Source organism: Geodermatophilus sp. SYSU D00710, assembly GCF_054050195.1.
On record NZ_JBJGYX010000018.1, the window covers coordinates 20,417 to 34,334 of the forward strand.

13 protein-coding genes are annotated in these 13,918 nt (G+C 75.5%); 6 read left to right on the forward strand and 7 right to left on the reverse strand.

All coding sequences use genetic code 11. From position 1 onward, the window contains the following. Positions 1–94 precede the first annotated feature (94 nt). On the forward strand, positions 95–1,060 hold the full coding sequence (locus ACI78U_RS10735; RefSeq protein ID WP_456875294.1) for an IS481 family transposase: 966 nt from the start codon (positions 95–97) through the stop codon (positions 1,058–1,060). 22 nt (positions 1,061–1,082) lie between these two features. Here the strand turns inward: ACI78U_RS10735 and ACI78U_RS10740 are convergent, their stop codons facing one another. Beyond that, positions 1,083–2,663 carry a helix-turn-helix domain-containing protein gene (locus ACI78U_RS10740; RefSeq protein WP_456875295.1) on the reverse strand — a complete coding sequence of 527 codons (1,581 nt, stop codon included), beginning with the start codon at positions 2,661–2,663 and terminating at the stop codon, positions 1,083–1,085. An 89-nt stretch (positions 2,664–2,752) separates the two neighbouring features. Between ACI78U_RS10740 and ACI78U_RS10745 the strand changes: the two genes are divergently transcribed. Next, positions 2,753–3,505, forward strand: a complete 753-nt coding sequence (locus ACI78U_RS10745; protein ID WP_456875296.1) for an SDR family oxidoreductase — start codon at positions 2,753–2,755, stop codon at positions 3,503–3,505. 101 nt (positions 3,506–3,606) lie between these two features. Continuing rightward, the gene (locus ACI78U_RS10750) at positions 3,607–4,521 is read left to right on the forward strand and encodes a DMT family transporter (protein WP_456875297.1); all 915 of its coding nucleotides are present in this window, start codon (positions 3,607–3,609) and stop codon (positions 4,519–4,521) included. Here ACI78U_RS10750 and ACI78U_RS10755 read toward each other — a convergent pair. The 5 genes from ACI78U_RS10755 to ACI78U_RS10775 form a co-directional block, all read right to left on the reverse strand. Continuing rightward, positions 4,512–4,961 carry a pyridoxamine 5'-phosphate oxidase family protein gene (locus ACI78U_RS10755; RefSeq protein WP_456875298.1) on the reverse strand — a complete coding sequence of 150 codons (450 nt, stop codon included), beginning with the start codon at positions 4,959–4,961 and terminating at the stop codon, positions 4,512–4,514. The genes ACI78U_RS10750 and ACI78U_RS10755 overlap by 10 nt on opposite strands. Positions 4,962–5,001: 40 nt before the next feature. Next, entirely contained in the window at positions 5,002–5,850 is an 849-nt protein-coding gene (locus tag ACI78U_RS10760) for a DUF998 domain-containing protein (protein WP_456875299.1), read from the reverse strand. A 38-nt stretch (positions 5,851–5,888) separates the two neighbouring features. Further along, a complete protein-coding gene (locus tag ACI78U_RS10765) occupies positions 5,889–6,302 on the reverse strand; it encodes a hypothetical protein (RefSeq protein WP_456875300.1) in 414 nt (137 codons plus the stop codon). A gap of 179 nt (positions 6,303–6,481) precedes the next feature. Continuing rightward, entirely contained in the window at positions 6,482–6,685 is a 204-nt protein-coding gene (locus ACI78U_RS10770; protein WP_456875301.1) for a hypothetical protein, read from the reverse strand. 67 nt (positions 6,686–6,752) lie between these two features. After that, the gene (locus ACI78U_RS10775) at positions 6,753–7,046 is read right to left on the reverse strand and encodes a hypothetical protein (RefSeq protein WP_456875302.1); all 294 of its coding nucleotides are present in this window, start codon (positions 7,044–7,046) and stop codon (positions 6,753–6,755) included. A gap of 230 nt (positions 7,047–7,276) precedes the next feature. On the opposite strand from ACI78U_RS10775, the gene ACI78U_RS10780 reads away from it, so the two are divergent. Next, positions 7,277–9,919, forward strand: coding sequence for an ExeM/NucH family extracellular endonuclease (locus ACI78U_RS10780; protein WP_456875303.1), 2,643 nt, complete (start codon positions 7,277–7,279; stop codon positions 9,917–9,919). 122 nt (positions 9,920–10,041) lie between these two features. On the opposite strand, the gene malQ is transcribed toward ACI78U_RS10780, so the two are convergent. Further along, positions 10,042–11,934: a 4-alpha-glucanotransferase gene (gene malQ, locus ACI78U_RS10785; RefSeq protein ID WP_456875304.1), complete on the reverse strand. Its 1,893-nt coding sequence runs from the start codon at positions 11,932–11,934 to the stop codon at positions 10,042–10,044. Positions 11,935–12,193: 259 nt separating this feature from the next. On the opposite strand from malQ, the gene ACI78U_RS10790 reads away from it, so the two are divergent. Continuing rightward, positions 12,194–12,694 (forward strand): hypothetical protein, encoded by a 501-nt coding sequence (locus tag ACI78U_RS10790; protein WP_456875305.1) that lies wholly within the window; start codon positions 12,194–12,196, stop codon positions 12,692–12,694. A gap of 59 nt (positions 12,695–12,753) precedes the next feature. After that, positions 12,754–13,824 carry a TIGR03885 family FMN-dependent LLM class oxidoreductase gene (locus tag ACI78U_RS10795; protein ID WP_456875306.1) on the forward strand — a complete coding sequence of 357 codons (1,071 nt, stop codon included), beginning with the start codon at positions 12,754–12,756 and terminating at the stop codon, positions 13,822–13,824. Positions 13,825–13,918 lie beyond the last annotated feature (94 nt).

Here is a 13,918-nt window from a genome sequence, read left to right on the forward strand (position 1 = left end):
CGTTGTTGACGGTCGGCGCGTCGGCTTGGTCATGAAGGAGACCTCCGGGAGGAGTGGTGGTGCTTGACGTCACCATCGCCAACCGGAGGTCTCCGTGGCTCACGCTAATGCCCGCACCACCGTCTATGCCCGCAAGCTGATCGTCGCTCGTGTCCTGGCTGGTCATCGGCCCGGTGAGGTGGCCAAGCAGCTGGGGATCAGCCGGCAGACGGTCTACAAGTGGGTGCGCCGCTGGCGCACCGAGGGTGCGGCCGGGCTGGCCGATCGCTCCTCGCGGCCGCACCGGATGCCCCGGCGGACCTCACCGGAGACGGTCACGCGCATCATCGCCGCCCGGCGAGAGCACCATGCCGGGCCGCTGCGGCTGGCTGCCCTGCTGGGGCTGGCGGCCTCCACGATCGGCGCGGTGCTGGCCCGCGCCGGCCTGCCGCGGTTGGCCGACATCGACCGGCTCACCGGCGTGCTGCTGCGCGGCCGGCGGCACTCCGACCGCCGCTACGAACGCGCCCAGCCCGGCGAGCTGCTGCACGTCGATGTGATGAAGCTCGGTCGCATCCCAGTCGGTGGTGGCTGGCGGGTGCACGGCCGGGCGGCCACCGTCGACCACCGGCACAAGCCGGTGCCGATCGGCTTCGACTACCTGCACGTGGCCATCGACGACCACTCCCGACTGGCCTACGTCGAGGTGCTGCCCGACGAGACGACCGGCACCTGCGCGGGCTTCCTGATCCGCGCGGTGGCCTGGTTCGCCGGGCACGGGGTCACCATCGAGCGAGTGCTCACCGACAACGCCATGAGCTACCGCCGCGGCAACGCCTGGATCACCGCCTGCACCGAGCTGGGCATCGCTCGGCGGTTCATCCAGCCCGGCCGCCCGTGGACCAACGGCAAGGCCGAACGGTTCAACCGCACCCTGCGCACCGAGTGGGCCTACGCCACCGGCTGGACCAGCAATGACCAGCGCACCACCGCCCTGGACGCCTGGCTGGAGCACTACAACACTGCCCGCAGCCACTCCGCCCTCGGAGGCCACCCACCGATCAGCCGACTGGCCGCGTGAACAACCTGTCCGGTCACGACAGCTAGTCGGAGAAGACCTCGATCGAGGCGCCCATCTCCACCAGCCGCTCGTAGAGGTGCTCGTAGCCGCGGGCGATGATGTCGACGTTGCGCAGCACCGACGTCCCGCGCGCGGCGAGCATCGCCAGCAGGATGCACACCGCGGGCCGCAGCGCCGGCGGGCACACGACCTCGGCGTTGCGCCAGCGGGTCGGCCCGGTGACCAGCACCCGGTGGGGGTCCATGAGGCGCACGTCGGCGCCCAGGCGGGTCAGGTCCGACAGGTGGATCGCCCGGTTGTCGTAGACCCAGTCGTGGATGAGCGTCGAGCCGGTCGCCGACGCCGCGATCACCGCGAAGAACGGCAGGTTGTCGATGTTGAGGCCCGGGAACGGCATCGGGTGGATCTTGTCGATCGGGGCCTTGAGCTGCGACGGGTGGATGGTGACGTCGGCCAGCCGGGTGTGGCCGTTGTCGGCCAGGTACTCCTGCGAGAGGTCGTACCGCAGCCCCATCTCGGCCAGCACCGCGAGCTCGATCTCCAGGAACTCCACCGGCGCGCGGCGCACCGTCAGCTCCGAGCCGGTCACGATGCCGGCGGTCAGCAGGCTCATCGCCTCGACCGGGTCCTCGCTGATCGTGTAGTCGACGTCGGCGTCGAGGACGGCGCGCCCGTGCACGGTGAGCGTCGTCGTCCCGAGGCCCTCGACCCCGACGCCGAGCAGCTGCAGGTACAGGCACAGGTCCTGGACCATGTAGTTGGAGCTGGCGTTGCGGATGACGGTGGTGCCCTCGGTGCGGGCCGCGGCCAGCAGCGCGTTCTCGGTGACGGTGTCCCCGCGCTCGGTCAGCACGATCGTCCGCCGCTCGGTCGCCCGGGGGTCGACGCTGGCGTGGTACTCGCCGGCGTGCGCCTCGATCGCCAGCCCGAACGGCCGCAGCGCGATCATGTGCGGCTCCACCGTGCGGGTGCCGAGGTCGCAGCCGCCGGCGTAGGGCAGCCGGAACTCGCGGGCCCGGTGCAGCAGCGGGCCGAGGAACATGATGATGCTGCGGGTCCGGCGGGCGGCGTCGGCGTCGATGCCGGCCAGGTCGAGCTCGTCGGGGACCTGCAGGGTCAGGTCGCGGCCGGCGGCGTCCCAGGTGGCCGAGACGCCGATCGAGCGCAGCACGTCGAGGATGCGGTCCACCTCGACGATGCGGGCCACGTTGCGCAGCGTCGTCCGGCCCCGGTTGAGCAGCGCGGCGCACAGCAGCGCCACGGCGGCGTTCTTCGACGACTTCACCGTCACGCTGCCCCGCAGCGGGGTGCCGCCGGTGACCCGCAGGTGCGTGGGCCCGGCCGGGCCGACGCTGATCAGCGGGCTCTCCAGCGCCTCGGAGAGGCGGCCCAGCAGGTCGAGGGTGAGGTTCTGGCCGCCCTGCTCGATGCGGGCGACGGCGCTCTGGCTGGTGCCCAGGCGCTCGGCGAGCTGCTGCTGGGTCAGGCCGCGGTGCCGGCGGGCGTCGCGCACCAGCGCGCCGATCCGCACGGCGGTGGCGGTGGAGGAGGGCAGGACGGTCGAGGGGGCCGTCGTCTCGGCCGTGGACTCGGTCGCGGTCACGGGGGTCCACGGTATCTCGTAGGTGAGATGCCCCGGCGAGCCACGCCGCGGGGGGCCGGTCCGCCCGGGGCGGACGGCAGACTGTGGGCATGGAGGTCCTGGTCACCGGGGGCAGCAGTCCGCTCGGTCAGAGGTTGGTGCCCGTCCTGCAGCAGGCGGGTCACGGGGTGCGGCAGATGTCCCGCCGCGGAGCGGGGCCCGGGGGCGTGCGCGCCGACCTGGCCACCGGCCGCGACCTGGCCGCGGCGGTGCGCGGCGCCGAGGTGGTCGTGCACGCGGCCAGCGCCCCGCGCGGCGACCACTGGCAGGTCGACGTCGCCGGGACCCGCCGGCTGGTGCAGGCCCTCGACCGCGAGCGGCTGCAGCACCTGGTGTACGTCTCGATCGTCGGCGTCGACCGGGTGCCGTGGAACTACTACCGGGCGAAGTTCTCCGCCGAGCAGGTGCTGCTGGCCTCCGGGTTGCCGGTGACGCTGGTGCGGATCACCCAGTTCCACCACTTCGTCGACGAGATGCTGGCCACCGCCCGCCGCGGCCCGGTGCTGCCGGTCCCGATGGGCTGGCAGGCCGCACCGGTCGACGTCGGGGAGGCAGCCGGCTTCCTGGCCGAGGTGGCCTCCGCCCCGCCGACCGGCGACGTCGTCGAGTTCGGCGGGCCCGAGGCGCTCTCGGCCGCCGAGCTCGCCCGCGCCTGGGCGGCCGCCCGCGAGCCGTCGGTGCGGGTGGTGGCCACGCCGCTGCCCGGCAGGCTGTCGGCGGCCTTCCGGGAGGGCGGCGTGCTGCCCGGCCCGCGGGCCCCGCGCGGGCGGCGCACCTACGCCGAGCACCTGCGGCAGGGCTGAACCGCGCCGTTCCTGCCGGACTCCGCAGCGGGGCTGCCGGTGCGGGCGTGACGTCCGGAAGTCGCCAGCGGACCGTCGGTGGCGCTCCCTAGGTTCGGTCCGTGCCCTCCGCCCGCCCGGTGTCCCTGCCCGTGCTGTCCGCCGTCGCCGTCACCGTGCTGGCCTGGGCGTCGGCGTTCATCGGCATCCGCGCGGTGGGGGAGGACCTCTCGCCCGGCGCCCTGGCGCTCGGGCGGCTGCTGGTCGGGACGGCGGTGCTGGCGCTGCTGTGCCTGGGCCGCGGCTGGGTGGCGCCCACGCGGCAGGAGTGGCGGCTGATGGCGGTGTGCGGGATCGGCTGGTTCGGCGTCTACAACGTGGCGCTCAACGCCGCCGAGCGGCACCTCGACGCCGGGACGACGGCGATGCTGGTCAACGTCGGGCCGATCCTCATCGCGGTGCTGGCCGGGGTCTGGCTGCGGGAGGGGTTCCCGCGCTGGCTGGTGGCCGGACTCGCCGTCGCCTTCGCGGGGGTGCTGCTGATCGGGCTGGCCGGCCGGGGGAGCGGGGGTGACCTGCTCGGCGTCCTGCTGTGCCTCGTCGCGGCGGTGACCTACGCCGTCGGGGTGGTGGCACAGAAGCCGGTGCTGCGCCGGCTGCCGCCGCTGCAGGTGACGGCGACCGCGTGCGCCATCGGGACGGTGTGCTGCCTGCCCTGGGCCGGTGCGCTGGTGACCGAGCTGGCCGCCGCCCCGGCGGCGTCGGTGCTCGGCACGGTCTACCTGGGCGTGGTGCCCACGGCGCTGGCGTTCAGCACCTGGGCCTACGCGCTGGCGCGCACCGAGGCCGGCCGGCTGGGGGTCACCACCTACCTGGTGCCGCCGCTGGTGGTGCTCATGTCGTGGCTGCTGCTCGACGAGGTCCCCACGCCGCTGGCCGTGGCCGGCGGGGTCGTCTGCCTGGCCGGCGTCGCGATCTCACGCCGTCGCGGGACGGTCCGTGCCGCGGTCCGCGTGGCGGAGCCGGTTCAGAGGTAGGCGCGGGGGTCGACCGCCGGGGGCAGCTCACCGGGGACGATCCGCCGGCCGGTGACCGCCGTCGGGATCAGGCGCAGCCAGTGGCCGTGCTCGCCCGGTGCCCACGGCTGCAGCCCGGTGGCCCGCGTGCGGGCGACGAGGTCGGCGCGGTGCTCCGGCCCGACCTCCTCGGCGACCCCGCGCACCAGGACGCTCCACCCGCTGCGGGTGCGCCGGTCGATCTCGTCCACCTCGAACGTGACGGCGGCGTGGTCGGCGGCGGCCAGCTTGGTGCCGGGCGAGGTGCGGATGACCACCGTGGTGCCGTCCATGGCGTAGTTGACCGGGAAGACCAGCGGGTGGTGCTCGGCGTTGACGGCGAGCCGGCCGATCTCCTGGGTGGCCAGGAGCCGGTGGCACTCGTCGACGGGGATCTCCTGCAGCGTGCTCTCGGCGCTCACGGGCCCATCGTGGCGGCGGCGCCGGACGCCCGCGACCGGTTCACCTCCGGCGCGGCCCCGCCCACGGGTCGTCGGGGTCGAGGTCGTCGTCGGGGTCGTCCCCGTGCTGGTCGGCGGGGTGGACCGGGTCGCCGACGACGGCTCCCCGCGGGCCCGCGTCGGCGCGCCGGGCGGCGGCCTCCAGGGCGTCGTCGCGCTCGGCGGCGGCGCGGGCGCGGGCCAGCCGCTCCTGCTCCCGCTCCTCCGCGCGCAGCTGCCGGCGGCTGGGACGGCCGGTGACCGGCTCGCTGCGGCTGCGGGTGAGCCACCACAGCGCGGGCCCGGCCAGCGCCAGCCCGATCGGCAGGACGTAGGCCGCGGCCCGCTCGGTGCCGCCCTCGCCGAGCAGCCCGACCACCCCCGCGCCGTAGAAGACGGTCATCGCGGTGCCGAACAGGCCCAGCAGCACCACGGTCGTGCCCAGCGCCTCCGACCACGGCCGCACCGCGTACGCCAGCGCCATCAGCCCCAGCCCGCCGGCGAGCAGGTACAGGACCGCGCCGGTGGTGTGCAGCGACGGGCTGGTCAGCCGCGGGAAGACGCCGACCAGCAGCACGCCCAGCGCGGCGGCGCCGAGCAGGGCCACCGCCGGGCGGGCGGCGCGGCCGCGCAGCGCCGGCAGCAGCGCGACCGCGCCGGCGGCGATCAGGGCGGCCTGCACGACGAACGAGGCGTTCATCAGCGTGGACCCGGGCCGGGTGGGGTCGCCCAGCGCGCTGATCACCTCCGCCGACCGCGAGTAGGGCAGCTCGGAGCGCAGCTGCACGATCGTCTCGACGACGAAGAACTGCAGGGTCAGCACCCAGGCGAGCGCGCCCGCGGTGATCCGCTTCCTCGGCACACCTCCCATGGTCCCAGCCGCCGTGGTCCCGACCCGCCGCGGCGGGGTCAGGGGAGGGCGGCCAGGACGGCGGCGTACTGGGCCGGGGTCAGGTACGACGGGTTGCTGCCCGCCGGCATCCGCAGCACCTCGGCGTCCCGGGTGACCGGGTCGGCCAGCAGGTCGGCGCGCGGGAGCGGGACCCCGAGCAGGGTGAACCGGACGACGGCGACCGGTCCGCGCCCGTCGGAGCCGACCGGGCCCGCCAGCACCCCGGTGGCGTGCACGCCCGGGCGGTCGCGGCCGCTGCGCCACAGCAGGACCGGGTCGCCCGGCCGCATCAGCCCGAGCCGGTAGGAGGGCCGCAGGCAGCGGGTCACCTCGTGCGCCCGGCCGGGTGCCCAGCCCGGGACCACCGCCTCGGGCGGGCGCGCGGTCTTCACCAGCCAGCAGCCGACGTCGGCCCGGCCCAGTCGGGTCACCGGCCCATCCCAGCAGCCGGGCCGGGCGCGCGCCCGCCGTCGCCGGCCGGGGCCGGTCCGGCGACCGGGTGCGCGACGAGCTCGGCCGGACGCCGGCGCGGCCGTGGTTCCGCGACGCCGTGGGGGAGGTCGTCGCCGCCACCCCTGACCGCCTCGGCGAGGCGGCCAGGGAGCGGTCCTCAGTCGGTGGCGGAGTGGAACTCCGCGCCGGCCGGGTCGGCGTCGTCGGAGCCGACGGCCTGCCGCTCCTGCTCGGTGCGGTGCTGCAGCGCGTCGTCGTTGGGCCGGGGATCGGCCTTGCCGTGCTGCTGGCGGTCCCGGGGCGCCGACTCCTCGGTGTCCATGACGTCGTCGAGGGTGGGGCGGTCGGGTGGGGTGGTCATGGTGCTGCCTCCGCTGCGTCGTCGGTCGGTCCTGCAGGCCATAGCCGTCGCGCCCGGCCGGAAACCCTCAGCGCTGCTCCAGCGAGCCGGCCGGCAGCCACGCCTCGACCAGGACCGGCCCGTGCGCGCCGGGGACGGCGTAGGCCACCCGGCCCTGCCAGCCCCCGGGCCGCTGCCGCCACTCGACGAGCAGCCCGGGGACCCGGCCGGAGCTGCCGGGCGGGTCGTGCACCCAGCAGTGCCGTCCCGCGCCCTCCCGGGGCCGCGGCGGGGGAGCGGCCTCGGGGAGCGGGCCGGCCGGACGGACGCCGGAGTCGGCGGCCCGCTCGCCCAGCGACGGTCGCGACGACCCCCGGTGCATCCCACCTGCCACCTCGGCAGTCTGGCACGGCGGCCGAACGTGCGTTCGATCCTCTGCGGCGGTCGCCGCGCCGGGGGCCGTCGGCGTGTCGACATGCCGACACGCCGACTTGCCTGTGATGTGGGTCACGCCGCACGCTGACCGTCACCCGGCCGTCACGTCCCGTTGTTGGACTGTGCACGACGGGTGCTCACCATGTGCAGGTCCCCGCACCTCTCGAAGGGTCATCCGTGCGTTCAACTCCCGGCTCCCGGCGCGTGCTCGTGCGCCGCGCCGCACTCGGCACCACCGCCGCGTCCCTGGCCGTCGTGGGCCTGCCCACGGCCGCCGTGGCCGCGCCGCCCACCACGCCGTACGTCTCCGAGATCCACTACGACAACACCGGCACCGACGCCGGTGAGTTCGTGGAGGTCCACCTCCCGGCCGGTACCTCGTCGGCCGGTCTCTCGGTCGTGCTCTACAACGGTGGCAACGGCACGGTCTACGACACGGACGCGCTGCCGGCGGTCACGGCTCCGGCGGACGCCCCGGCGGTCGCCACCGTCAGCTACGCCGCCAACGGCGTCCAGAACGGCGACCCCGACGGTGTCGCGCTCGTCCGGGGGACCGAGGTCCTCGAGTTCCTCTCCTACGAGGGGACCTTCACCGCGACCAACGGTCCGGCCGCCGGCAGGACCAGCACCGACATCGGCGTCCGCGAGGCGGGCACCGAGCCCAGCGGGCAGTCGCTGTCGCGCACCTACGACGCCAGCGGCGACGCGCTCGTGTGGGCCGGTCCGGCCGCGGCGACCCCGAACGCGGTCAACCCCGCCGGCACCACGACCCCGCCGCCGCCGGTGACCGGCCCCTGCGAGACCACCCCGACCCACGAGATCGGCGCGGTGCAGGGGAGCGGGGCCACCACACCGGTGGACGGGGCGACGGTCACCGTCCGCGGCGTCGTCGTCGGTGACCTCCCCGGCCTCAGCGGCTTCTACCTGCAGGACGCCGACGGCGACGGGGACGCCGTCACCTCCGACGGGGTCTTCGTGTTCAGCCCCGTGGCCGTCGACCTGGGCGACACCGTCGCGGTGAGCGGGCGGGCCGGCGAGTTCGGCGGCCAGACGCAGATCACCGCGCAGGCCGAGGTCGCCGTGTGCGCCGACGGCACCGCGGCGAACCTGCCCGCCCCGGCCGCGCTCGACCTGCCGGCCGACGACGCCACCCGCGAGCGGCTCGAGGGCATGCTCGTCGCCCCGGCCGACACGCTGACCGTCAGCGAGGTCTTCGACCTCACGTCCTTCGGCGAGCTGACCCTCTCGGAGGGCGGCCTGCTCGTGCAGCCGACGGAGCTGGCCCGCCCGGGCAGCCCCGAGGCGCAGGCCCTTGCGACGGAGAACACGCTGCGCCGGATCGTCCTGGACGACGGCCTGAGCGCCCGGGTGAACGTCAACACCCGTCCGTACCTCTCGCCCACCACCCCGGTGCGCGTCGGCGACGAGCTGACCGTCACGCAGCCCACCGTGCTCGGCTACGGCTTCAGCCAGTGGCGGCTGCAGCCGGCCGACGGCACCGCGGCGGGCACCTTCGCCCCGCAGAACACGCGGCCGGCGAGTCCGGACGAGGTCGGCGGTGACGTCCAGGTCGGCGCGTTCAACGTGCTGAACTACTTCGTCACCCTGTCCGGACCCAACGCCCGGGGTGCGAGCAGCCCGGCGGAGTTCGAGGAGCAGGCGGCCAAGATCGTCACCGCCATCGAGGCGCTGGGCGCCGACGTGGTCACCCTCATGGAGATCGAGGACACCGACTCCACGGGCACCTCGCCGGGCAACGCCGACGGCGCCCTCGCGGACCTGGTGCAGCGGCTGAACACGGCCGCCGGCTACGACAGGTGGAGCTACGTGCCGCTGGCCGACGAGCTCTACGCGGTCGACCGCGACGTCATCCGCAGCGCGATCATCTACCAGAACGACGTCGTGCAGCCGGTCGGCGACTCCGTCGGCCTGGTGGACGAGACCGTGTGGGACAACGCCCGCGAGCCGCTCGCGCAGACCTTCGTGAAGGACGGCGACGCGTTCACCGTCGTGGCCAACCACTTCAAGTCGAAGAACCCCGGCACCGACCCCGCGCCGACCGGCGACAACGTCGACGACGGTGACGGCCAGGGTGCCTGGAACGGCGACCGCGTGCGGATGGCCGAGTCCCTCATCGCGTTCACCGAGGAGCTCCGCGGGACCACCGGTGACGAGGACGTGCTCCTCCTGGGCGACTTCAACGCCTACACGCAGGAGGACCCGATGGTCGCCTTCTACGAGGCCGGCTACGACGACCTGGGTTCGTTGTTCGACGAGGGCCGGTACAGCTACGTGTTCGACGACATGTCCGGCTCGCTGGACCACGCCCTGTCGACCGGTGCCCTGACCGACAAGGTCACCGGGGTCGCGCACTGGAACATCAACTCGGTGGAGTCCTTCGCCTACCAGTACACCGGCGACCCGGCGCTCTACGCCCCGCACCAGTACCGGTCCAGCGACCACGACCCGGTGGTCCTCGGCATCGACCTCGAGGAGCGCTGCAACGGCCTCGTCCCGACGATCCGCGGCACCGAGGCGGGGGAGACCCTGCGGGGCACCGCCGGCGTCGACGTGATCATGGGCCTCGGCGGGAACGACACGATCACCGGCGGCAACGCCGACGACGTGGTCTGCGGCGGCGCCGGGGACGACCGGCTGGCCGGTGAGAACGGCAACGACCGGCTGCTCGGCGGCTTCGGCGTCGACACCCTCGAGGGCGGCAACGGCGACGACACGCTGGTCGGCGGGCCGGGGGAGGGCGACGTCCTGACCCAGGGCCGGGGCACCGGCAGCAGCGAGCAGGAGGGCGCGGAGTCCTGACGACGGACCCTCCTGCCCCCCACCGCTCGCACGCTCGCGGCGGGCCCCTGCAGGAGGGCCGTCCCAGCACGTTGCCCGTCCGGCGCGGCCCCGGGGAACCGGGAGCCGCGCCGGACGTGTTCTCAGGAGCCCGTGCGGGCCTCCCCGCCGGCCTGCTCGCCGATCGCGTCCTCCTCCGGGTCGCTGGTGCGCCGCACCCCGTCGGCCAGGATGCGCGCGACCTCCTGGAGCAGCGCGTGCCCGGCCAGCTCCTCCACGGGCACCGGCAGCGGCAGCGACCAGTTGGGCCGCTCGGTGGTGCCCGGCACGTTCGGGCGGCGCCGCACGCCGAGGGCGTCGTCGAGCGTGGCCGACAGCAGCAGCGACGGCGCCCGCCCCAGCAGCTCGTGCGCCCGCTTCACCGCCGTCTCCGGCCGGGCGTTCTTCCGCAGGCCCGGCAGCTTCTCCAGCAGTGCCGTCCGGCCCCGCTCGAGCTCCTCGTCGGTCCCGGTGCCGTGCTCGCGCTGCTCCTCGACGTCGGCGCCGCTCCACAGGCCCGCGACCGTGGGCAGGTCGTGGGTGGTGACGGCGGCCATCGCCTCCTGCGGCCACTCGGCCGGGTCGTCGTCCTCGAACCACAGCAGCCGGTAGCCCAGGATCCCGTGCTCGGCCAGGGCCTCGCGGACGCCCTCCTCCACCGTGCCGAGGTCCTCGCCGACCACCACCGCCTGCGCCCGGTGGCTCTCCAGCGCGACGATGTCGAGCAGGTCCTCGGCGGGGTAGCGGACGTAGGCGCCGTCGACGGCGCCGCCCTCGGCGGGGACCCACCACAGCCGGAACAGGCCCATCACGTGGTCGATGCGCAGCCCGCCGGCGCCGGCCATCGTGGCGCGGATCGACTCGACGAACGGCTCGTAGTCCGCCTCCCGCAGCCGCCACGGGACCAGCGGCGGGGAGCCCCAGTCCTGGCCCTGGGCGTTGAAGGCGTCCGGCGGGGCCCCGACGCTCACGCCCTGCGCCAGCACGCCCTGCCAGGTCCAGGCGTCGGCGCCGCCGCCGGCCACGCCGATGGGCAGGTCCTGGATGACGGTCATGCCCTCGGTGGCCCGCTCCAGTTGCAGCGACAGGCACCACTGCAGCCAGGCGTGGAAGGCGACGTCGCGCTCGTGCTCGGCGACGAACCGGCCGACCGCCTCGCTGCGCGGGTCGCGCAGCTCGTCGGGCCAGGTGTGCCAGTCGGGGCCGTGGACGTCGGCGAGCGTCGCCCAGGTGGCCCAGTCCTGCAGCTTCTGGCCCTGGTGCCACCACCAGTCGGGGAAGGCGGGGTCGTCGCGGCCGGTGGCGTCGAAGACCCGGCGCAGCGCCTCGCGCTTGCGCGCCCAGATCGCGTCGCGGTCGATGAGCTCGCCGTCGGACAGTGCCCGGCCGGCGTCGCCGTCGACGTCGACCCGGTCGGCGCCGGGGACCTCCTCGACGCGCAGGTAGACCGGGTTGCGGAAGCGGCGGGTGGCCGGCAGGTACGGGCTGGCCTCCTGCTGCGGGGTGGGCGCCACCGCGTGCAGCGGGTTGACCAGCACGAACCCGGCTCCCTGATCGGCGGCCATCTCGCGCACGGCCCGCAGGTCGGCGAGGTCGCCGATGCCCCAGCTGCCCGCGCCGCGGGTGGCGTAGAGCTGCACCGCCCAGCCCCAGGCGCGGTCCGCGGGCAGCCAGCAGCGCCCCGGCGACACGACCAGCCGGCGCCGCGGACCGCCGGGGGTCTGCAGCCAGTGGTAGCCCAGCGGGAAGTCCTCGGGCAGCGCGCCGTCGACGTGCCGGGTCGAGCCGTCCTCGAGGGTCACCTCGGCCTCGTCGACCTCCAGGACGTCACCGGGCCGGGCCACGATGGGCGCCCGCTCCTCGAGGTCCTCCGGCGGCTCGCCGATCACCTCCCGCAGGCGGTCGATGGTGGCCGGGGCGACCTCGTGTTCCTCGTCGAGGGCGTCGAGCCAGGTGGCGTCGATGCCCCACCGGTCGGTGCTGGGGGTGCGTGTCACCCCCCGATCCTCACGGCGGGCAGGGCTGATCGCAGCGCAGGGCGGGAGTGGCGCCGCCCACCGTGCCGCGTCCCGGTGCGGCACCCTCCCCGCGTGGACGGGACCTGGCTGCCGGTGCACCCGCCGCTGCTGGGGCCCGCGGTCCTGGGACCGCTGGCCGCCGAGCTGCGCCGCCGCGGGGCGGAGGTCGCCGTGCCGGACCTGCGTGGCCGCGTGCAGGACCCCGCGTCACCGGCTTCCTCCGCGGCCGGCTGGGACCGTGCGGTGGGCGGCGGGTACGGACGGGCGCGCCGACGTCGTCGTCGGGTTCTCCGGCGCGGGCATCGTGCTGCCCGCGATCGTCGCCGCCGTCGGGGCGCGGCGGGTGGTGTGGCTCGACGCGGTCCTGCCGCCGGCCCCCGGGACGGCGCGGTGGCCGGCCGACGTCCGCGAGCGGGTGGCGCCGCTGACCGGCGACGACGGCCGGGTGGCCGACTGGACGACGTGGTGGGGCCCCGACACGATGCGCGACCTGCTCCCCGACGAGGAGGTGCGGGCCGCCGTCCTCGCCGAGGGCCACCGGCTGCCGGCGGACCTGTGGTCGACCGGCGTCGCGGTGCCGCCGCTGACCGCCGAGCCCCGCTACGTGCACCTCTCGCCGGCCCACGACGCCGACGCCGCCGAGGCGCGGGCCCGCGGCTGGCCGGTCGCCGGTGACGGCCGCGGCGGACACCTCGACGTCGCGACCGACCCTGCGACGACGGCCGGGCTGCTGGGCTGACCTTGCGGCACCCGCCGGTCCGCCGCGCGCGCCCTCCTGACCTGCGGTAGGCACGAGCGGTGACCGTGATCGGGTTCCACAACTCCCACGAGCAGGTGCACCCGGCCGATCTGCTGGCCGCCGTCCAGCACGCGGAGGAGGTCGGCTTCACCGCGGCCATGTGCTCGGACCACTTCGCGCCCTGGAACTCCGCGCAGGGGCACTCGGGGTTCGCCTGGTCCTGGCTCGGCGCGGCGCTGGCCACCACCGGCCTGCCCTGCGGCGTGGTCAACGCCCCCGGGCAGCGCTACCACCCGGCGGTCATCGCCCAGGGCGCCGCGACGCTCGCGGCGATGTTCCCGGGGCGCTTCTGGATGGCGCTGGGCAGCGGGCAGGTGATGAACGAGCGGATCACCGGCACCCCGTGGCCGCCCAAGCGGGTCCGGGACGCCCGGCTGCGCGAGTGCGTCGACGTCATCCGCGCGCTGCTGGCCGGCGAGGAGGTGACCCACCGCGGGCTGGTCGACGTCGAGCGGGCGCGGATCTGGACGCTGCCGGAGCACCAGCCGGCGCTGGTCGGGCCGGTGATGAGCGTGCCGACGGCGCGGCGGCACGCCGACTGGGCCGACGGCATGATCACGATCAACCAGCCGCACGAGACGCTGCGCGAGCTCACCGGCGCCTACCGCGACGCCGGGGGCCAGGGCCGGCTCGTGCTCCAGGTGCACCTGTGCTGGGACCCCGACCCGGAACGGGCGAGGTCCGTCGCCTTCGAGCAGTGGTACACGAACACCTTCCCGCCGCCGCTGTGCTGGGACCTCGACGGGCCCGAGGCCTTCGAGCAGGCCAGCGCGTACACCCCGCAGGAGGCGGTCGAGGGCGCCGTGCGGGTCAGCTCCGACCTCGGGCAGCACGCCGCGTGGCTGGCCGAGTACGTCGACCTGGGCTTCGACGAGATCTACCTGCACCACGTCGGCAAGGAGCAGAAGCCCTTCCTCGACGCGTTCGGCGAGCACGTGCTGCCGCAGCTCGGCGTCACCCGGCCCCAGCCTGCGGTCGCGCTCGACGGGCCCGGCGGCCCGCGGCGTCCGCGGCAGGATCCCGAGCCGGGCCCGTCCTTCGTGCTGCCCGAGGGGCGCCCCGGCGGGTGACCCGGCGGTCCGGGCGTCCGCGGCGCCCCGAGAGCGCACCTGGTGCCGCTCGCGGCAGCGTGTCCGCGCGTGTCACCGGCAGCAACCGACCACT

What these genes read in the sequence shown, in the direction of transcription:
- ACI78U_RS10745 (WP_456875296.1), top strand. Translation starts at nt 2,753, where the DNA reads ATGGAGGTCCTGGTCACCGGGGGCAGCAGTCCGCTCGGTCAGAGGTTG.
- ACI78U_RS10760 (WP_456875299.1), bottom strand. Translation starts at nt 5,850, where the DNA reads ATGGGAGGTGTGCCGAGGAAGCGGATCACCGCGGGCGCGCTCGCCTGG.
- ACI78U_RS10770 (WP_456875301.1), bottom strand. Translation starts at nt 6,685, where the DNA reads ATGACCACCCCACCCGACCGCCCCACCCTCGACGACGTCATGGACACC.
- ACI78U_RS10775 (WP_456875302.1), bottom strand. Translation starts at nt 7,046, where the DNA reads ATGCACCGGGGGTCGTCGCGACCGTCGCTGGGCGAGCGGGCCGCCGAC.